The sequence below is a fragment of the Bacillus cereus group sp. BfR-BA-01408 genome (assembly GCF_022663305.1).
GTDB lineage: Bacteria > Bacillota > Bacilli > Bacillales > Bacillaceae_G > Bacillus_A > Bacillus_A pacificus.
In genome coordinates this window covers 1-19,702 of the sequence record NZ_JAKUFF010000074.1, presented here as the reverse complement: position 1 = coordinate 19,702, position 19,702 = coordinate 1, and the positions used below count along the sequence as shown (strand labels likewise).

The following is a 19,702-nucleotide window of genomic DNA, read 5'->3' as shown; positions in this document are numbered from 1 at the left end:
CCCTTTTTTCTTTGTTCACCCCCTGAGCTCCATCAGTTTCTTCCTACCGAACATACTTCTTAAACAAACGTTTATTTAAAAAATAAGAAGCCTAGTTTACAGGCTCCTTCATTATCGACTTAAATAATCTGCAATTGTTTGAAATACGACGATATACATATTATGAATGCTTTCTTCAGTATTTCCGCCATTCGATAAACCCACTGCCCATTGTTGTCCTTCACCACTTCCGATATTTGCAAACCCTTGCGTATACATCGCATTTACATCTTTTCGGGCACTGTTATACTCTATCCCTTTTGTAATAAAAATCGAATATGATTTATCTTGTAAACCGATAAAAAATACTGGTTTCTTTAGTGATGAAAATACATTTTTATATTGCTCTGTTGAGGCTTCTTGAAAGTGATCTTTCATTATGAGAAAACCATCTACTTCCTTAGATTTCTTTTCCAGTTCCTCTAACTTCATTTCCTCAAACTTTACATTCCTAAACGTATCTTTCGGTTTTTCTCCAACAACTCCAATTACGAGTGCTCTTCCGTTATATTCTAATTTCTCTCCTTCTTTATCCTTTGCACACCCAGCACTCGCTAGGCATATCAATATAAAAACTAAGAAATACGATAAACGCTTCATTTAGCACCCTCCCCTTCTTTTCAGTCAAGTGACAAAAACGTAAGGTTCATTCAAGAAAATGTAAGCAAAATCGATAGCCCAAATTACGTTTCTATATTATAATCAATTGAATTTACTTACATTACTAAACATAGGAGATTATCATGAAGAAATTTAAACTTTCATCTTTTCTTCCGTTAAGTTATATACTTCTACTCGTACTCGTAAGTCCCCTTTACGATGTATTAAATAAATCGACTGTACACGCAGTAGATGTCACAACTGTAGTAGATGATTGGATTCCATTTGTGAAAGCATTTATTATTCCTTATTTACTTTGGTTTCCTTACTTATACGGCGCACTTATTTATTACTGCTTTGCAGATCGAAAACAATATTATGTCACTTTAAGTAGTATCATTCTCGGAAAACTTGCTTGTTTTTCCATTTATTATTTTTGGCAGACAACTGTACCACGTCCAACCGTCGTTGGATCAGACGTGTTTTCTGAACTAGTCCGCTATATTTATAGTATCGATCAACCGGTAAATTGTTTCCCGAGCATTCATGTTCTTACTACATTTGTCATTATGCTAGCTGCCTTTAAACGTAGAGAACAACATGCTTTTGAATATTACATTCTTACCTTCTTCGGTACGCTTATTATTTTATCAACGCTATTTACGAAGCAACATGCATTTGTAGACGCCATCTCTGGAATGACGCTTGCAAGCATACTATACTTCGGCGTTCAGCTGTTATTAGCAAAAGAAACAGTACGTGTTCCAGTAAAACAAAATCAAAAAATGTAAAAAGCAGACTGTGGCTTCTCAGTCTGCTTTTCTCTATATAAAGGGAGATTTTCAAGTTAAGATTGCGGTACAGTCATATCACCAGAGTGAATACGACCTGCTTTTTTAAGAGCAATGTAAAGTATATAAGAAACAGCTACTGGAATGACGATATAAGTGATTACCATCGCTGGGACAACTTCCCATCCTTCGCTGGAAATTAAATTAATTGGTGCGATAAGGGAACTTAATCCAAGACCTGCAATTTCTTTTCCTGCTTCCAGTTGGAAAATTAATGCTGATACTGGACCAACTATCGCACTGGCGACAACAGTTGGGACGAGAATCATTGGATTTTTAGTGATATTTGGCAACTGTACTTTCGGAGTACAAAGTGCTTGAGCTAATATGCCGCCTAAATTATTTTCTTTCGCTGAGATAACAGAGAATCCGATAAACTGAGCAACGCAGCCTGCAAGAGCAGCACCACCTGCAACACCGTCTAAGCTAAGTGCGATCGCTAACGCAGCTGATGAAGCTGGGGAGATAAGTAATAGTCCCCAAACTACCGCAATAACGATAGAAGCGATGAACGGGCTACCAGCTGAGCTATCTTTAATGAATGCTCCAACTGTATTTAAAACAGGAGTAATATTATGAGATAACCAAATACCGACTAAACCAGAACCTAATATGGCCGCAAATGGAACGAGCATCATATCTAACGCAGTTTTTCCACTTAAACGTTTACCAATATATACAGCTAAAGTCGCTGTTAATAATGCTCCGATTGGCTCACCTGTTTTAATAATTAGACCTGCTTCAGTAATTGAAATGGATCCGGCACCAATCGCTCCAGCTACCATAGCCGAGAAGATTACAAGGCCATTTGCACCGAGCATAAAAGCAATTCCGGCACCAATGGCTGGTGCCATAAGTGATTTTGCAACAACTCCGATTGTAATAAGCAACGGAATATCAACAATTCTTCCTATATTTTCGATCAGTAAACCAATTCCGAGGGATACGAAAATACCTTGTGCAATTCCAGCAGAAGCTTTAAATACACGAGACATTATATATTCCTTCATTTGTTTCACCTTCTCCTATAAGTTAGTAACCAATTGTTTTCATATAATCACGTAAAATGTCGTTTGATTTTGCGAATCGAGATTCTTCATCTTCTGTTAAGTTTAGTTCTACAATTTCTTTTATACCGTCTCTAGTAATAATAGCTGGTACTCCTGTGCAAAGATCATATTCACCATACTCACCATCTAAAATAGCTGATACAGCAATGACACGGTAATCATCGTTAAAGATTGAGCTCGCAATATATGCTAGAGAATTTCCGATTCCGTAATAAGTTGTTCCTTTACGTTTATAAATTTCCCATCCAGCTTTTGCAGTCTTCTCAACAATTTCATCTAAATCTATTTCACCAAATTGATCTTTTTTCTCTTCTAAAATTTGCAGAATTGGTTTTCCACCAACAGTTACGTGTGACCAAGCAACCATTTGAGAATCACCATGTTCCCCTAATGAATACCCGTGAATACTACGAGGATCTACATGTAACATTTCAGATAAAATTGTTCGTAAGCGAGAAGAATCTAGTGATGTACCAGTACCGATCACACGATTTCTAGGTAATCCAGATAATTTCCACACTTGATATGTAATAATATCAACTGGGTTCGATGCAAGTAAGAAAATACCGTCAAATCCACTTTCCATTACGCCACCAACAACACTTTCCATAATCTTCGCACTCGCTCCTAAAGTATCTAAGCGACTTTGCCCTGGCTTTGGTGCTGGTCCTGCTGTAATAATAACAATATCCATATCTTTGCAGTCTTCATAGCTTCCTGCATATACTTTTGTTCTTGTATTTGTAAAGTTAATGCAGTGTGATAAATCCATCGCTTCCCCAACTGCACGTTCATGATTTATATCAATTAATAATAGCTCTTCGCAAATGCCTTGATTCACAATGGAATATGCACAACTTGATCCAACTAATCCAGTACCGATAATTGCAATTTTTCTTGTATTTCGTTTCATAGCAATCTCTCCTAATTGATCATATAATCTATTTCTTTTGTTCTTTACACTCCTAATTATAGAGATTCCCACGATATAAACCATGGATACTTTGTGAAATATTGAGCAAAGTTTTGTCCTTTTTGTGAATTGTTATATTACATTTTCGTCATATTTGTTACAACTGGAAAAATATTTATTATGTATTTATTGACATATACAAAAAGAAAACGAGCGAATAGATTCGCTCGTTTTCTTTTTTCTGTTATTCCGCACTTAATTGGCTTTTTAATTGTTGTACAATCATCGGATTCGCAGGTGCTGCTGGCTTGTAATAACTCTTTTGCTTTGCATACTCATACATATTACGTTGACGCATCTCATCCTGATTACGAATTTGAATTAACGTTTGGTGTAACTGTTCATTATCAGACTGAGCGATATAATTTGCATAACTTGTTAAACTTGCATTTAATCCTGCTAAATAATCATTTACCATATCTTTTTCATTCATCTTTCGCTTCCTCCTATCCTAAGAAAGTCATTAATTGTTGTTTCGTATTTCGTGCATCTTGCGCATCTTTTTGTAGCATTTGTTTCAGTTGTGGATCCGTACACGTCTGTGCATACTGCTCCAACTTGTTAATAATTGTTGCATGTCCACCAATTAAATGACGTAAGTTTTCTACTTCAAGCTCTGTTAAATTTTGCATAGAATACTCCTACCTTTCTTTATTCGTTCACTGTTAGTATTTAGCTATTTTTTGATTGTATACATAAATTAACTTTTTCACGTGCATACAAAATAAAAGATGAATAGCTAAGCCATTCATCTTTTATACTGGTTATGTATTTATTTTTATAGAGATACAATCATACTTATACTCACAAGTAAGTTCCATACAATATGTAAAATAATACCAGGTATAATAGATTGTGTCTTTTTGTATAACATTGCAAATACCATTCCCATAATCGTTGCCGTAATTAGAAGACCTCCATGAAGAATTCCAAAAACGAAGGAAGAAATCATGATACTAACTAAAAAATTATATCTCTTTTCTAAAAATCGATATAAAATACCTCGAAATAAAATTTCTTCTTTAACCGGTGTAATGATAGCAACACTTAACACATATATAATACTTTGTATGCTATTTTGAAGCCCTAAACTCCCTAATTGTTCCTTTTGTTCTGCTGCACTTTCAAAACTAAATACATGTAACATTAAATATTGTGATACTGCAATGATAATAAAACCAATTAATAGATATAAATATGTCTTCCCACTCTTCAAAACGGATAAATCCCAAATAGATTTAATAAAATGAAGAACCGGTTTATAAGCTAATAAAACGATAGCAACAACAGATGCATCGAATAAGAGCAAATAATATCCTTCTAATTTAGTACTTAATGCTTCTTCTCCATAAATCCCAAAGGCTAAACCAAGGAATAATCCTCCTAGGAGTGAAATCCCTATAATCATTGCTATCATTACAAATAGATTTTTATATGTTATATTCTCTATTTTTCTTTCTGCACTATACGCTTCTAACACTGTTTTACTCACAGTATCCCTCCAGTTATTCTCATTTATATCATTAAAATCCTTTAATTTAAATATAAAGATAATATAACAAATTTTACAAAAAGAATAATATGCAATTTTACATATTATAAAAACTTTATATTTTATAGTTTTAGGAATAGAATTGCTATGCAATAATTATTATATGAAATTTCAAAAAACACTTCCTATTCACCATAAACCTCGCATCATATAAAACTTAATAGTTAAAGGAGCAATGAACATGAAAACCCACGACTTCCTTACAGAAATCCAGAAGGGCTCTGAGCCTAGTCCATATCAAGATCCTATTGCATTTATTTTCGTTTGCCTTTCCTTAGCCATATACACATTTTTTAAACCTGCTAAATAATATTATTTAATAAGGAAAAACCTACCATTCTTTTGGGATCATATGCACTAAAAAAACCTTAGAATCATTTCTAAGGTTCCCGGCTATTCATATTCAAGACACTATACTGATAAGTAACGAAAGAATTAATAATCCAAATACCAATCCACCAGTTACTTGTGCTATAAATTTCTTTTGTGCGCCCGCACTTGAAACAATATATCGGAAGTATAATATACCACCTACTGCAATAAGAATACATTCCAATATGATACTAATAGCCGGAAATCGCCACAATCCAAAACCGAGCATAGGTAAGTCTCCGTAATTGCCCGGAAGTAACGGCAAATCAGCACGGTGCACAAGTAAATCTAAAATCCAATGACTAAAAACTACAGCCCCTATAACAAAACCACTCCGCTTGCCCCAAAACCTTTTCCCCACTATTCCTGCAACAAAAGCAATAAACAGTGCTCCTATTAAAGAATGTGTGTAATCCGCATGAATGATTGCTTCACCATAACTATTCCTATTAATAGGTTCAATTGTCTCTACTCCTAAAATATACAGCGGCAAAAAAATGATATCCAACAATTGTGAGCTTACCATAAGAGCCCAAAGTGGTAGTTTATGTGACTTGGCTTTTACTGCTGCCGCTAAGCCAAAATGTCCTGCAAACATTTCACTTCACATCCTTTTGTCATTGTCCCTCCAGCAAATCAAAGCCTGCTATATAAAAAGCATCCTCAGCAACAACTTCATGTTGTCTCTCCTCTTATTCACTCTCTCATTCCACGTAATCCTTTAATAAACGTTTCCAACAATACATGTAAACTTATATCCAAATCTAACGGCAAACCAAATCCGCCCTGCTGTTCAATCGACGCAAATCCATGACAAATACTTCTGAATCCACGTGTCGCATGAAGTGCATTCTCTCCTTCTAAGCCGTACTGTTGTAAAACTTGAAGACAAAGCTTTACAATTCCGTCACCTGCTTTTCTTACTTCTTCATCTCGTAAAAAGGTTGCTTCATATAGTCCAGGATGTTTGCGTACGAATGCTACATACGCTTCTCCTAAAGCATGAATTGCTTCATCCATCCGTTTACCCTCGGCCGCTTCTTCCAGTTTGTTATACAGCTGCTTGATTCCGTAAATACCAAGATGTTTCCGTACATCTTGTAAACCTTTCACATGATTGTATAGCGAAGGTGAACGTACCCCTAATGTTTGCGCTAATGAAGCTAACGTTACTTCTTGTATTCCATTTGTATCTGCAATTTCTGCTGCTGTTTCTACAATTTTCTGTAATGTAAGTCCGATTCTCGGTGACATAAATTAACCCTCTTTTCTACTTTCTATATTTCGCTTAGCTTCCTTAATAGCAAGCTCTATGACAGCCCCTGGATCGTTTATCATTTTCCCATGCCCTGCCGCAAGCAAGGACGGCTCATATTCTCTTAGCTTCTCTGCACTTTGTAATGATATTTCTTTACTCCACGTTGCCATCGCTGGAAACGGAAACCAAAATTTCATTTGTCCCGAAACAGCCGTACCTCCTCTCGTTTGGAATGCATCCCCAACAATAAGAGCTTTATTTCGTACATCAAGAAACGACATGGAGCCTGGCGTATGTCCCGGTGTCATAATCGCAAGAAGCGATCCAACTCGGTCGCCATCTTCCAATAAAACATCAGGTACCGTTTTTACTTTTTTAGGTACACCGCCTTTTATCGGTATATTCGGTTCATCCTTTTGTAACGTCGTATCTCCTTCTAACAGCTTTGCGTCCCTTTTAGAAATATAGACTGGAACATGAGGAAGCACTTCCTTTAATGCGTCTAATGCACCGATGTGATCATCATGCGCGTGTGTTAATACAATATTCGTAATTGGTTTTCCTATTTTCTCAGCCGCCTGTAAAATTCCTTTTGCGCTATATGGCAAAGCAGCATCAATTAAAGTTAAACCATCTTCTTCCTCTATAAAGTAACAATTCACAGGAAACACTCTTGGCAAAAATGACAATTGATATACCGTTTTTTCATGCATCATTCTCATATTCCCATCTCCCTTTTTACAAAAACTAATACCATTAGTTTTATTATACTAATGGTATTAGTTTTATGTCACTAAAAACTTTATTTTTTCAGAAAAAAAAAGAAAAGTAGTCGTTTATACGACTACTTTTCTTTAAAAATATTAAACCGTGTAACGCTCATCTTCTAAAATTTTCGCAGCAATTTCACGTTTCTTCGGAATTACGTTAAGTGGTGTGTGACGAGTTAATTTACGTAATGATGATAACATCATGCGCAGCATGTCGCCGTTTTCAACTGCGATAAGTGTTTCTTTCGCATCTGCTTCGATTTCGTTGAATGCTTCTTGGCAGAATACTTCAGTGTATAACACTTTTTGTTTATTCTTTTCAAGACCAGTTGTTTTAATTGCTTTTTCTGTACGAAGAACAGCTGACTCCATTGCGTATAGGTTGCTTACGATGTCAGCGATATTCACAAGAATTTCTTGTTCTTTATCTAATGCTTTACCGTATTTTTGAGCAGCTAATCCAGCTACCATTAAGCCGATTTTCTTCGCGTTATTTACTAAATATTTTTGAAGTGCTAATGGCTCATCGCCTACTTCTTCTGGCATCATCATCATTAACTCTTCTTGTAATTTTTGTGCTTTTTGAAGAAGTGGTAATTCACCTTTCATCGCTTTACGTAAGAACGTACCTGGTACGATTAGGCGGTTAATTTCATTCGTTCCTTCGAAAATACGGTTAATACGAGAATCGCGGTACATTCTTTCAATCTCGTACTCTGCCATAAATCCGTAACCACCGTGAATTTGAACACCTTCATCTACTGTATAGTCTAGTACTTCAGAACCGAATACTTTGTTTAAAGAACACTCGATTGCATATTCAGCGATAGAAGCTGCTACTGCTTTACCGTCTTTTACTTCTTCTTCAGATAATGTGCTCATGCGGCTTTCGAATAAGCCTACTGTACGATATACAGAGCTTTCAGCTGCATATGTTTTTGCTGCCATATTCGCAAGTTTCTCTTGAATTAATGGGAAGCGAGCGATTGGTTGTTTGAACTGTTGACGTTGGTTTGCATATTGTGCTGAAATTTCTACTGCACGTTTCGCAGATCCAACTGTACCAACACCTAATTTATAACGACCGATATTTAAAATGTTGAATGCGATAATATGACCTTTACCGATTTCGCCAAGTAAGTTTTCTTTCGGTACTAACGCATCTTCCAAAATTAGCGTACGAGTTGAAGAACATTTAATACCCATTTTCTTTTCTTCTGGGCTTGTAGATACACCAGCATAGTCTTTCTCTACGATAAATGCTGAGAAGTGCTCTCCATCAATTTTTGCATATACGATAAATACGTCAGCGAATGCAGAGTTTGTAATCCACTGTTTTTCACCATTTAATACGTAATGTGTACCTTCTGCATTTAAACGTGCCGTTGTTTTTGCACCTAATGCGTCAGATCCTGAACCTGGCTCTGTTAATGCGTATGCCGCTAATTTTTCACCAGTTGCAAGTAATGGTAAATACTTTTTCTTTTGCTCTTCGTTACCGAATAATACGATTGGTAACGATCCGATACCTACGTGAGCACCGTGAGTAATTGCAAAGCCACCAGCGCGAGAGAATTTCTCTGCGATTAACGCTGAGCTTACTTTATCAAGACCAATTCCGCCGTACTCTTCTGGTACGTCAGCGCCTAATAAACCAAGTTCCCCAGCTTCTTTTAAAAGACGAACAGAACGATCAAACTCATGTTGCTCTAAATATTCAAGCTCTGGAAGAACTTCATTTACGATAAAGTCCTCTGTCGTTTTTGCAATCATTTTATGCTCAGATGAAAAATCTTCTGGCGTAAACACTTGATCAATCGTAATCTCATCTACTAAAAAGCTACCGCCTTTAACCGCATTTCCTACTGTTTTTTCCATGAAAATTTCCTCCTTCATATTTTCATAAGCCGCTTCTCTCATTTTGAAAGAAGCTGGCTCTCCCTTTTGTTTTTATAAACCTTTGTTGCTTCCATTCTTTGCATTGGTGACGTCTCGTTCTGAACGGGCCACCTGCACTTTTTTATAATCCAGTTCCAGTGGCTAGAACAGTCGGTCGTTTCCCCCCTTCCTGTGAGGCAAAAAGCGCCTCTTCGTCAGGGCTTCCAACGCCCTCCTGTTCTGAGCAAGCCACCTGCACTTTTTTTATAGTAATTCAAACACTCCCGCTGCTCCCATTCCGCCGCCGATACACATTGTTACGATACCGAATTGTTCGTTGCGGCGTTTCATTTCGTGAATAAGAGATAGTGTTAGTTTTGCTCCTGTACAGCCAAGTGGATGTCCAAGTGCGATTGCACCGCCGTTTACGTTTACTTTTTCTTCATCTAAACCAAGTTCACGAATAACTTGAATCGATTGAGAAGCGAATGCTTCATTTAGTTCGAATAAGCCAATATCAGATAGCTCTAAGCCAGCTAGTTTTAATGCTTTCGGAATTGCTGCGATTGGGCCAATTCCCATTACTTCTGGTGGTACACCCGCTACTGCAAATGAACGGAATTTCGCAAGTGGCTTCATACCATCGCTTACTGCTTTTTCACGGTCCATTAATAATACAGATGCTGCACCATCACTCATTTGTGAAGAGTTACCAGCTGTTACAGAACCGCGAACGTTAAATGCTGGACGTAATTTACCTAAAATGTCTATCGTCGTTTCTGCTCTTACACCTTCGTCTTGCGTGAAAGTGATTGTTTCTTCTTGCAGTTTGTTATTTGATCCAACAGTACGTAACGTTACATCTACAGGTACTGTTTCATCAGCAAAGTTTCCTGCAGCTAATGCTTTCGCAGCACGTTGATGACTTCTTACTGCAAATGCATCTTGCTCTTCACGAGAAATTCCATATTTCACAGCAACTTGCTCTGCTGTATGTCCCATACCCATATAATATTCTGGAGCTGCTTCTACAAGGCGGCTATTTGGACGAACAACGTGTCCCATCATTGGAACTAAACTCATTGATTCCGCTCCGCCTGATAATACAGCTTCTGAGTGACCAAGCATAATGCGCTCTGCTCCGTAAGCGATACTTTGTAAACCTGAAGAACAGTAACGGTTAATTGTAATAGCTGGAACATCGTAAGAAAGTCCTGCTAATCCGCCGATATTACGAGCCATATTTAAACCTTGCTCTGCTTCTGGCATCGCACAACCGAAAATTAAATCATCGATTGGTCCTTCATAATTCGCACGCTTTAACGTTTCCTTTACTACTAACGCCCCTAGATCGTCAGGACGAACTGTTTTTAATGAACCCCTCTTTGCTTTTCCAATTGGTGTTCTTGCTCCCGCAACAATGACAGCTTCTCTCATGAACGATATCTCCCCTCGTTATTAGTTACGTAATGGCTTTCCTTTTACAAGCATGTGCTGCATTCTTGCTTGTGATTTCATCTCACTTACTAAGCTAATAAATGCTTCGCGTTCTACATCTAATAAATACTGCTCATCAACTTCTGTTCCATACGGTACTTTTCCGCCCGCAATGACATATGCAAGTTTCTTCGCAATGTGAAGATCGTACTCTGAAATGTAACCAGATAAATGCATTGCTTCTGCACCAAGTGCAAGTGTTGCATATCCTGTTTCACCAACAACCGGTATCTTTTTACGAATCGGCGCTTTATAACCAGCTTCATATAAAGCAAGTGCTTTCTGTTTCGCATCGTATAGTAAGTGATCACCATTCACACTAATACCGTCTTTATCACCTAAGAAGTTATGAGAAACTGCTTCTTGTCCTGAAGTGGAAACTTTCGCCATTGCGACTGTTTCGAACACTTTATTTGCAACTTTTTGCAGATCAAACTCTACGCCGTTTGCCATTTTATTTAAGTGCTTAATGTATAGCTCTTTATTACCGCCTCCGCCAGGGATTAAGCCAACACCAACTTCTACTAAGCCCATATACGTTTCACTAGAAGCTTGAATGCTCGCTGCTGGTAAGCAAACTTCTGTACCTCCGCCAAGCGTCATACCATATGGTGCTGCTACAACTGGCTTAGAAGAGTATTTAATTTTCATCATTGCAGCTTGGAAGTTTTTCACAACCCACTCAATTTCAAAGTAGTTGTCGTCTTGTGCTTCCATTAAGATCATTGCTAAGTTCGCACCAACGCAGAAGTTCTTCGATTGGTTACCGATAACAAGACCTTTATAATTCTTTTCTACTTCATCAACAGCGTAGTTAATCATTTGCGTAATATCCATACCGATCGCATTGCTCTTCGAATGGAATTCTAAACAAAGGATGCCGTCTCCTAAATCAATTAAGCTCGCTCCGCTATTTTTCTTTAATACGCCATTTTTCGCTTTTAATTGCTTAAGAGAAATTGCTTTTTTATTACGTTCAATTAGCTTATATTCGCCATTATCGTAATAGTAGCTATCTCCGTTATCATGTTTGTAGAAAGTAGTGAAACCTTTCTCTAACATTTCTTTCACCCAAGCAGGAACAACTACGCCGTTTTCTTCCATCTTTTGAACGGACTTTTCAACGCCAATTGCATCCCAAACTTCAAACGGTCCTTGCTCCCAGCCGAAGCCCCACTTCATCGCTTGGTCAATTGCAACGATATCGTCAGCAATTTCTTTATGCAGTTTTGCAGAGTATAAAAGAGTCGGTGTGATGATATTCCATAACAACTCTCCTGCGCGGTCTTTCGCATATACAAGCGCTTTCAATTTATTCGATAAACCTTTTTCTTGTTTACTTAACTCGATCGATGCAGCTTTTAATTTTTTACGAGCTTCGTACTCCATCGTTTCTGGATTTAATTCTAAAATTTCTTTTCCTTGTTTTAAGAAGAAGCCTTGACCTGTTTTGCTTCCAAGCCATTTTTTATCAAGCATGTCATGCATGAAAGCTGGTACTTTAAATACATCGCGCTCTTCTTCTTGTACGTTTTCATATACGTTATTTGCAACGTGTACGAATGTATCTAAACCGACAACATCTAATGTACGGAACGTTGCGCTCTTCGGACGACCAATAAGTGGGCCTGTTACTGAATCAACTTCCCCAATGCTATAGCCGCGTTTTACCATCTCTTGAAGAGTTACTAATAAACCGTACGTACCGATGCGGTTTCCAATAAAGTTTGGTGTGTCTTTTGCGATAACAACGCCTTTTCCAAGAACGTCTTCGCCAAATAGTTTCATGAAGCTTAATACTTGTGGATCAGTTTCTTTCGTCGGTATTACCTCTAGAAGTTTTAAATATCGTGGTGGGTTAAAAAAGTGTGTGCCTAAGAAGTGTTTCTGGAAGTCGTCTGAACGACCTTCTGCCATTTTTTCAACTGAAATGCCTGACGTATTCGAGCTTACGATAGAACCCGGTTTACGAACAGCATCTACTTTTTCAAATAGTTTCCTTTTAATATCTAAGTTTTCAACTACTACTTCAATAATCCAATCTACATCAGCTAGACGCTCAAGGTCATCTTCTAAGTTACCTGCTTCAATCAGTGCTAAATTTCCTTTCACTGTCAGAGGAGCTGGTTTTTGCTTTAATAGTTTTTGTAGTGCCGTATTACTAAAACGATTTCTCACACTTTTATGTTCTAATGTAAGTCCCTTCGCTTCTTCTTCTTTCGTAAGCGCAGGTGGTACAATATCAAGCAATAATGTCGGAATACCAATATTAGCTAAGTGTGCCGCAATTCCTGAACCCATTACGCCTGACCCTAGAACAGCAGCCTTTTTAATTTGGAACATCCAATTCTCCCCCTATTCTTGAATGAATGCTCATTCAATTTTTCGACATAAGTCGCAATCAATGAGTGAGCCTCTACTAATAAATATATGATACTGTTTAAATTTTCGCAATATATTTATTGATAAAATTTTCTGAAATAAATATTTTTCTTTTATTTGCCCATGCTATATATGTATTTTCTTCACTAAAATACACTTTCCCTTTTTATAATCTGACGAAACTGGAGGAATATATATGGCAAAACTTAAGAAGAACCCTTCAAAGGCTGGAATTAGCGCAGCAAGTGTGACAGGAAACGCTGGCCCAACTGATCGAGGCGTAGAAAAAGGACGTCAAGGCAATAACCAACAATATAAGAAGCATAATATGGGCGAAAAATAACGCTATATTTTTGGGCAGAGAACGTGGCATAATGGGTAATGGCTGCTTTTTCTGCCCAATTTATTTGTAACAAATGAGGGAATTATAATGAAACGAACAATAGTTATGATTGTAATGATTGCCACACTATTTACAGGGATGATTTTCTTCTCTTACGCACAAAGACAACAAGCTGTAAGAGCTGATCAACCTAATATCACTGGGCAATACGGCATTACAATTGATGCAGACACAGGTGAAATTTTGTATGGAAAAAGAGAGGACGAACGCTCTTATCCGGCTAGTATAGCCAAAATGATGACAACCCTTCTTTTACTAGAGAATGTAAAAGAAGATGAAGAAATTACAGTTACAGAAAACGCAATTAAAACAGAAAGCCAAAGTAAGAAAATTAAACTTCGTGCTGGGGAAAAGTTAAAACGTGATGAGGCATTAAAACTGATGCTTATCATTAGTGCAGACCCAATAGCTGAATCCATTGCAGAACATATTGCAGGATCAAAAAATGAATTTGTAAAAATGATGAATGCTAGAGCGAAGGAACTTGGTACAAAGCATGCGACTTTCAAAAACGCAAGTGGTGCTGATGCACTAGGAAACAAAGTATCACCATATGACATTGCTATAATTACGAAAGAAGCATTAAAATACCCAGTTGTTTTAGAATATATGAATTCAACGCGTACAACTCTACATACTTCAGAACGCTCTCCAAAGATTGCAAACTATGGACGAGAAGAACTATATGACGATCCATATGCAATTGGAAGTAAAAGCGGTCTATCAGCACTCGGAAAATATACAGTCGTAACAGTGGATGAGAAAGACGGTAAACGTGTCATTAATGTTGTATTATCTTCCACTCGCAAGCAACTGTATCCTGATACGAAGAAAATGGCACATTACGCATTTCAGCAATTAAAATAACCAAGGAGTATTTTCTCCTTGGTTATTTTTTAACCATACCTTTTAATACGAACGCAACGTTTGCTGGACGCTCTGCTAGACGACGCATGAAGTAACCATACCAGTCGTTTCCATAAGGTACGTAAACACGCATTTTGTAACCTTCTTTTACTAGCTCAAGTTGACGCTCATTACGAATACCGTATAACATCTGGAATTCAAATTGATCCCTTGGAATGTTGTGTTCTTCGGCAAGTTTTTTTGTATATTCAATAATCGCTTCGTCATGTGAAGCAATTGCAGTATAATTTCCATTTAATAAGTGCATTTTAATAATCTTTTTATAATTGTCATCTACATCTTTCTTGTCCGGGAACGCCACTTCTTCAGGTTCTTTATAAGCCCCTTTTACAAGACGTAAATTAGGATTATAAGCATTTAAGTCCTCAATATCTTTTTCTGTACGATATAGGTAAGCTTGAATAACAGTACCAATATTATCGTACTCAGACTTTAACTGTTTAAAGATATCAATTGTCTTTCCACAGCGTGTATAATCTTCCATATCAATTGTAACGAACACACCATTTTCTTTTGCAGCTTCTAAAATGCGGCGCATATTGTTCATTACGATTTCATCAGAGATATCTAGCCCCATAGAAGTCATCTTTAAAGAAAGTTGCGAATCAAGACCTTCTCTTCCAATTGCACGGATTGCTTCAATCGATTGGTTAGCCATTTCATTTGCTTCCGCTTCATTATCAACGAATTCCCCTAAATAATCGATTGTTACGCAAAGTCCTTGCTTGTTTAATTGTTTAATAGCTGCTGTCGCTAATTCAATTGTCTCCCCTGCGACAAAGCGACCTGCACCAAAGCGTAAACCGTACTTTTTAGCCAGTTTTGTTAGCGCTTTATTTTTAGATAAGAAAAGAAACGAATTTCGCATTAATTGTTCCATGTAATTCACCCCTATGACTTAATTTATCTGTTTTTTACCCCTCTTCGAAATTATATCATTGTTTAAAATTATTGGATACAAATAATTATTTAGATAATTTATAAAATACTATAAAAACATTTAAAAACCTATATTCTCGCTTATAAATATGCCTGAAATATTTTTCGACATTTAGAAAAATAGAGTTTAATAGGCACAAAATAGGCATGCCGAAAATATTCGACATGCCTATAAAACCCTTTATATTCCATGTAAATTATATGAGGATATTAATACAGAAAACTTGAGATTATATTTACCTCGAGTTTTTTTATTGCTCATTTCTCTTCTCTTCATTCAGCCTTTTAATATGTGTAATTAACTGCACCATCTCTTCTTTCGCATCGGGATAAGTTTCATTCCAGTGCTTCACTAAAGCTGGCATCGTCTTTGCTATGTAAGAATACAGTGCCCACTTCTGTACCTGTTCTTTTCTCTCTTCATTGCTCTCTCCAAGTAATAGTTCCGTGTATTTCTCTAACAACCCGTCAAATTGTTCGTTAAACTTTTCACTCATCTTATCTACCTCCTATATGAAAAAAGCAGCGAAGATCGCTGCTTTTCTTTATAATTTTGATCGAACAGAGTTTAATTTCTTCTCCATTGTGCTTACTTTATCACGACGATCATCGATACGAATTGTTGTTGCAACGCGCTGTGCACCTTTCGTATATGGAACTTCATGCATTTGTTGAATTACTTCTAGAATGACAGGAAGATCTCCTTCAATAATTGTATTCATTGGTGTTAATTGATATTTCACACGATCTGAGTTTTTCTCTAGCACCTTTTGTACTTCTGCTACATATTCACTCACACTTGGATTACTTGTTCCTACTGGAATAATCGATACGTCAACAATTGCCATAGTAGTCTTCCTCCTATACTTGCTTCTTATATATCCATTGTCTATTTTACCGAAATACGCATCATTTTACTAATTTGTTATTCCTCTATTTTAAACTGCTCAACTAATCTTTCTAAGTCTCTCATATGCTCCGTCAAGCTTTCCATCGTATGAGCTACCTTTTCTAGATGGTTCACTTGTGATTCAGTTGCAGCATTTACTTCTTCCGAAACAGCTGCGCTTTCTTGACTCGTACCAGCGATTGTATGCATGACCGCTGTAATTTCTCCTTGCTCGTGACCGATGTTATGTACCTCTTCTACAATTTGTTCCACTGAAGTACTAATTGTATTTACAACTGACATAATGGTACGGAATTCCGCCTCTGCTTCTGTCGTAACATTATTTTGTATATCCGCAATGTCTTTCAATTTACTTACAACTTCTACAACTCGTCTTACCTCTACTTGTACATCACCAATCATCGTCGCAATTTCTACTGTTGCTTCTTTTGATTGTTCCGCTAATTTTCGAACTTCTTCCGCAACAACAGCAAAGCCTTTACCTTGTTCACCCGCACGTGCCGCCTCGATTGAAGCATTTAAAGCAAGTAAATTCGTTTGATCTGAAATACCTTTTATAAGCTCTACAACATTTTGAATCGATCCAACCCTTTGCTCTAACTTTCCGGATGCTTCCTCTGTATGAACAACAATCGAAGAGGATTGGCCCCTCGTACGAACTAAATTACGCATCGTATTTAATCCTTGCTTAGATGCCTCTTCAGCTTTGCCAGCCACACCTTTTATTTCACCAACAGAGTTATTCATTTGTTCCACTGACTGCGCCATATTCTCGAGCTGCTCTGAAACTTCATCTACACTATTAGCAAGCGTAGAGGCTCCTCCGCTCACGTCATCCATTGCACCTGACACTTCTCTACTAGCTGCTACAGTTTCATTCGTTAAATAATGTAGATTATTCGTTGATTGTTGCACGGTTGATACACTATTTTTAATTTTGCTTACCATTTCATTCATTTGCTCAACCATATGATTAAAATGGTTCGTCAGTTCTCCAACTTCATCCTTACTTGTCACTTTCATTTGCAACGTTAAATCACCTTCTGCTACTTTTTGAACGTGATTCGTTAATAGTTGCAGCGGTCTTGCTAACCTTCTTGAGAACAAGTATGAAGCTGCAATTCCAACGAATAAGCTAATACATGCCATTATAATGACTGTATTTCTCGTACTATTTAATAGCCCATCAATCGTGTCCTTCGGATAAACAATCCCAATTTTCCATTTCATCTTATCAAACAGTTGACTATAGGCTACTACATCGTTCCCTCCTAATGTCGTCACTGCAAATTTTGTTTCATCTTTATTTAAACTTTTTACAAGTGATTCTTTTGAAACATCTTTTCCTACTTGCCCTGGATATACAATAGCAATATTTTTATCATTTACGATAAACATTTCTCCGCCATTATTATATTGAATATTATGGAGTAGCTTTTGGATTGTTCCTAATGATACATCCATTGCTACTACCCCTAAAACAGAGCCATCTTGTCCGACAATAGCTTTTGACACTCCAATACTTAACTTACCTGTCGCGATTTCATATTGTGGTTGCCCCCAAATAATCGATTTTGTATCAGATTCTGATGCTTTATACCACTGACGACTCGTTGGATCATACCCTTCTGGTACTTTTCCTCCGTCAGCAAGATTTGCACTCAACGTTTTTTTATCTTTCGTTCCAATGTATACGTCTAAAATATCAGGATGGTTCTTTTTAAATCTTGAAAACTCTTTTAAAATAAAGCTTTCTTCTTCTGGAGTCACTCCATCTTGTAACATGTTTTGAATATCATCATGGCTTCCATAATGACCCATATCTTCTTCAATTCGCTGCATAAATGCAGTTAACTGCTCTGTCACAAGATCCATCGTATTTTGAGAATACTGGTCTAAGGAGCGCACTTCCTTCTCTTTCTGTAATTGATACATAGCTGTACCTAATATTACGAACATCATAGAAATAAGTACCGAAAATACTACCGCAATTTTTAAACGTAAACTTCTTAACATCTTCCCCCAAGCATCCCCTTCGCATTGAATTAAAAACTTATTAATCATTATATTAAGTATAATGGATAAAATTAAAAAATTGAAATTAATTCTCACCTCAATCTCATCAGAAAACCTACTACCACTTGTGTAAAAACAAATAGTTCATTATCCTTAAGCTATATCATCTCATTCGTTCGGAGGGAACTATGTTACAAAAATTCGGTTTCTCACAATATGAAAGCCAAGCTTACGAAGTTGTCGTATCAAGCAACGAACCATTAGATGCTACAACGATTGTGAAGCATTCTGGTGTGCCAAAAGCTAAAATATATGAAGTGCTTGCACGCCTGATCGATAAAGGAATGGTAATGGATTCTGTTTCAGAAAAGAAAAAGCTGTACACAGCATTACCACTCAAGCTAGCAATTGAAAAATTAACGACAGAATTCCAATCTAATATTAAAGAATTGGAGACAACTATATCAAAAAAATCATTTACAGATGACCGTGTATGGAGCTTAAAAATGCAATCTTCTATTCGCGTTCAAAGTAAAGAGCTCATCGAAAGTGCAAAAGAATCGATTCGCATTTCAGCTTGGAACGATACTCTTTTAGAATATCTTCCGTTATTAGAGGAAAAAGCAAAACAAGGCGTCAAAACCGAGTCCCTTATAGTGGGAAAAGTCGAAACAGAATTAGAAAACATGCATTTTCTAATTCCAGCTGAAGAGCCTAACGCATTAGAGCGCTATTTACTGCTCATCGTTGACGACCGCGAAATTTTATTTGCTGGTGTAGAGCAAGAGTCATGGCAAGCAATGAAAACAATGTCACAACCTTTCGTAAAGTTCTTTACAGAATTTTTCTATCACGACGTTGCACTTGCAAAGATTACCCAGAAACACCATGATCTCTTTATGGAAGATGAGGAAATTAAGAGTTTGTTGATGAAGTTGAGATATTAAAAAAACGCCTCTATTACAAGGCGTTTTTTTCTACATTTCTTTTCTATTTTTCATCCTTAACACATAAGCACCAGCAATAATAAAAACAAGTCCTAAAACGGATAAAACCGTAAATTCATTGCCGACGCCGCCTGTAGCTGGTAATCGCACTTCATTATGAGTACTAGGTTGTTGCATCGGCTTCACATCAGCGGAAGGTTTCACTTCTCCATTTGGTGTTGGCTTATTTGGCTTAGAAGGAAGCGATGCCTTTTCTTCTTTCTTATTTTTCACAATATGTTTAATAATTTCTCCATCCTCTTTTATTTCAAATGCGAA

At 37.0% G+C, this 19,702-nt stretch carries 21 protein-coding genes; 4 read left to right on the top strand and 17 right to left on the bottom strand.

Annotated features, from left to right (window positions below; genetic code table 11):
• Positions 1-111: 111 nt before the first annotated feature.
• Positions 112-639 carry a hypothetical protein gene (locus MR083_RS22145; protein WP_000826900.1) on the bottom strand — a complete coding sequence of 176 codons (528 nt, stop codon included), beginning with the start codon at positions 637-639 and terminating at the stop codon, positions 112-114.
• Positions 640-782: 143 nt separating this feature from the next.
• Between MR083_RS22145 and MR083_RS22140 the strand changes: the two genes are divergently transcribed.
• The gene (locus tag MR083_RS22140; protein ID WP_000713765.1) at positions 783-1,430 is read left to right on the top strand and encodes a phosphatase PAP2 family protein; all 648 of its coding nucleotides are present in this window, start codon (positions 783-785) and stop codon (positions 1,428-1,430) included.
• A gap of 56 nt (positions 1,431-1,486) precedes the next feature.
• On the opposite strand, the gene MR083_RS22135 is transcribed toward MR083_RS22140, so the two are convergent.
• The 11 genes from MR083_RS22135 to MR083_RS22085 all read right to left on the bottom strand — a co-directional run bounded on the left by MR083_RS22135 (position 1,487) and on the right by MR083_RS22085 (position 13,203).
• A complete protein-coding gene (locus MR083_RS22135; protein WP_000666177.1) occupies positions 1,487-2,500 on the bottom strand; it encodes a PTS sugar transporter subunit IIC in 1,014 nt (337 codons plus the stop codon).
• A gap of 22 nt (positions 2,501-2,522) precedes the next feature.
• Positions 2,523-3,473, bottom strand: coding sequence for an L-lactate dehydrogenase (locus MR083_RS22130; RefSeq protein ID WP_011040814.1), 951 nt, complete (start codon positions 3,471-3,473; stop codon positions 2,523-2,525).
• A gap of 244 nt (positions 3,474-3,717) precedes the next feature.
• Positions 3,718-3,966: a spore coat protein gene (locus MR083_RS22125; RefSeq protein WP_001002987.1), complete on the bottom strand. Its 249-nt coding sequence runs from the start codon at positions 3,964-3,966 to the stop codon at positions 3,718-3,720.
• 13 nt (positions 3,967-3,979) lie between these two features.
• Positions 3,980-4,165: a hypothetical protein gene (locus MR083_RS22120; protein ID WP_001180555.1), complete on the bottom strand. Its 186-nt coding sequence runs from the start codon at positions 4,163-4,165 to the stop codon at positions 3,980-3,982.
• A gap of 146 nt (positions 4,166-4,311) precedes the next feature.
• Positions 4,312-5,025 carry a CPBP family intramembrane glutamic endopeptidase gene (locus tag MR083_RS22115; RefSeq protein WP_000048022.1) on the bottom strand — a complete coding sequence of 238 codons (714 nt, stop codon included), beginning with the start codon at positions 5,023-5,025 and terminating at the stop codon, positions 4,312-4,314.
• Positions 5,026-5,488: 463 nt separating this feature from the next.
• Positions 5,489-6,055: a metal-dependent hydrolase gene (locus MR083_RS22110; RefSeq protein WP_000457310.1), complete on the bottom strand. Its 567-nt coding sequence runs from the start codon at positions 6,053-6,055 to the stop codon at positions 5,489-5,491.
• Between the two features lie 98 nt (positions 6,056-6,153).
• Positions 6,154-6,711 carry a TetR/AcrR family transcriptional regulator gene (locus MR083_RS22105; RefSeq protein ID WP_000074945.1) on the bottom strand — a complete coding sequence of 186 codons (558 nt, stop codon included), beginning with the start codon at positions 6,709-6,711 and terminating at the stop codon, positions 6,154-6,156.
• A gap of 3 nt (positions 6,712-6,714) precedes the next feature.
• A complete protein-coding gene (locus MR083_RS22100; RefSeq protein ID WP_242269851.1) occupies positions 6,715-7,437 on the bottom strand; it encodes an MBL fold metallo-hydrolase in 723 nt (240 codons plus the stop codon).
• A 141-nt stretch (positions 7,438-7,578) separates the two neighbouring features.
• Positions 7,579-9,363: an acyl-CoA dehydrogenase family protein gene (locus MR083_RS22095; protein WP_000416278.1), complete on the bottom strand. Its 1,785-nt coding sequence runs from the start codon at positions 9,361-9,363 to the stop codon at positions 7,579-7,581.
• Positions 9,364-9,627: 264 nt separating this feature from the next.
• Positions 9,628-10,800, bottom strand: coding sequence for an acetyl-CoA C-acetyltransferase (locus MR083_RS22090; protein ID WP_001206327.1), 1,173 nt, complete (start codon positions 10,798-10,800; stop codon positions 9,628-9,630).
• A 21-nt stretch (positions 10,801-10,821) separates the two neighbouring features.
• Positions 10,822-13,203 (bottom strand): 3-hydroxyacyl-CoA dehydrogenase/enoyl-CoA hydratase family protein, encoded by a 2,382-nt coding sequence (locus MR083_RS22085; protein ID WP_242269850.1) that lies wholly within the window; start codon positions 13,201-13,203, stop codon positions 10,822-10,824.
• 235 nt (positions 13,204-13,438) lie between these two features.
• On the opposite strand from MR083_RS22085, the gene MR083_RS22080 reads away from it, so the two are divergent.
• Both MR083_RS22080 and MR083_RS22075 read left to right on the top strand, forming a co-directional pair.
• On the top strand, positions 13,439-13,585 hold the full coding sequence (locus MR083_RS22080; RefSeq protein WP_001096347.1) for a YuzL family protein: 147 nt from the start codon (positions 13,439-13,441) through the stop codon (positions 13,583-13,585).
• Positions 13,586-13,672: 87 nt separating this feature from the next.
• A complete protein-coding gene (locus MR083_RS22075) occupies positions 13,673-14,512 on the top strand; it encodes a D-alanyl-D-alanine carboxypeptidase family protein (protein WP_000831458.1) in 840 nt (279 codons plus the stop codon).
• Positions 14,513-14,534: 22 nt separating this feature from the next.
• Here MR083_RS22075 and MR083_RS22070 read toward each other — a convergent pair whose 3' ends face one another.
• From MR083_RS22070 to MR083_RS22055, 4 genes are all read right to left on the bottom strand, one after another.
• Complete coding sequence (locus tag MR083_RS22070; RefSeq protein ID WP_000436772.1) at positions 14,535-15,452, bottom strand: proline dehydrogenase family protein; 918 nt, start codon at positions 15,450-15,452, stop codon at positions 14,535-14,537.
• Between the two features lie 310 nt (positions 15,453-15,762).
• Positions 15,763-16,008 carry a YusU family protein gene (locus tag MR083_RS22065; protein WP_001290596.1) on the bottom strand — a complete coding sequence of 82 codons (246 nt, stop codon included), beginning with the start codon at positions 16,006-16,008 and terminating at the stop codon, positions 15,763-15,765.
• A gap of 48 nt (positions 16,009-16,056) precedes the next feature.
• On the bottom strand, positions 16,057-16,359 hold the full coding sequence (locus tag MR083_RS22060) for an MTH1187 family thiamine-binding protein (protein WP_001018869.1): 303 nt from the start codon (positions 16,357-16,359) through the stop codon (positions 16,057-16,059).
• Between the two features lie 77 nt (positions 16,360-16,436).
• Positions 16,437-18,437 carry a methyl-accepting chemotaxis protein gene (locus MR083_RS22055; RefSeq protein WP_000946341.1) on the bottom strand — a complete coding sequence of 667 codons (2,001 nt, stop codon included), beginning with the start codon at positions 18,435-18,437 and terminating at the stop codon, positions 16,437-16,439.
• A 188-nt stretch (positions 18,438-18,625) separates the two neighbouring features.
• Between MR083_RS22055 and MR083_RS22050 the strand changes: the two genes are divergently transcribed.
• On the top strand, positions 18,626-19,384 hold the full coding sequence (locus tag MR083_RS22050; protein ID WP_242269849.1) for a TrmB family transcriptional regulator: 759 nt from the start codon (positions 18,626-18,628) through the stop codon (positions 19,382-19,384).
• A 30-nt stretch (positions 19,385-19,414) separates the two neighbouring features.
• Here MR083_RS22050 and MR083_RS22045 read toward each other — a convergent pair.
• Positions 19,415-19,702 (bottom strand): LPXTG cell wall anchor domain-containing protein (locus MR083_RS22045; RefSeq protein ID WP_049110953.1); only part of this gene is annotated, 288 nt, incomplete at its 5' end.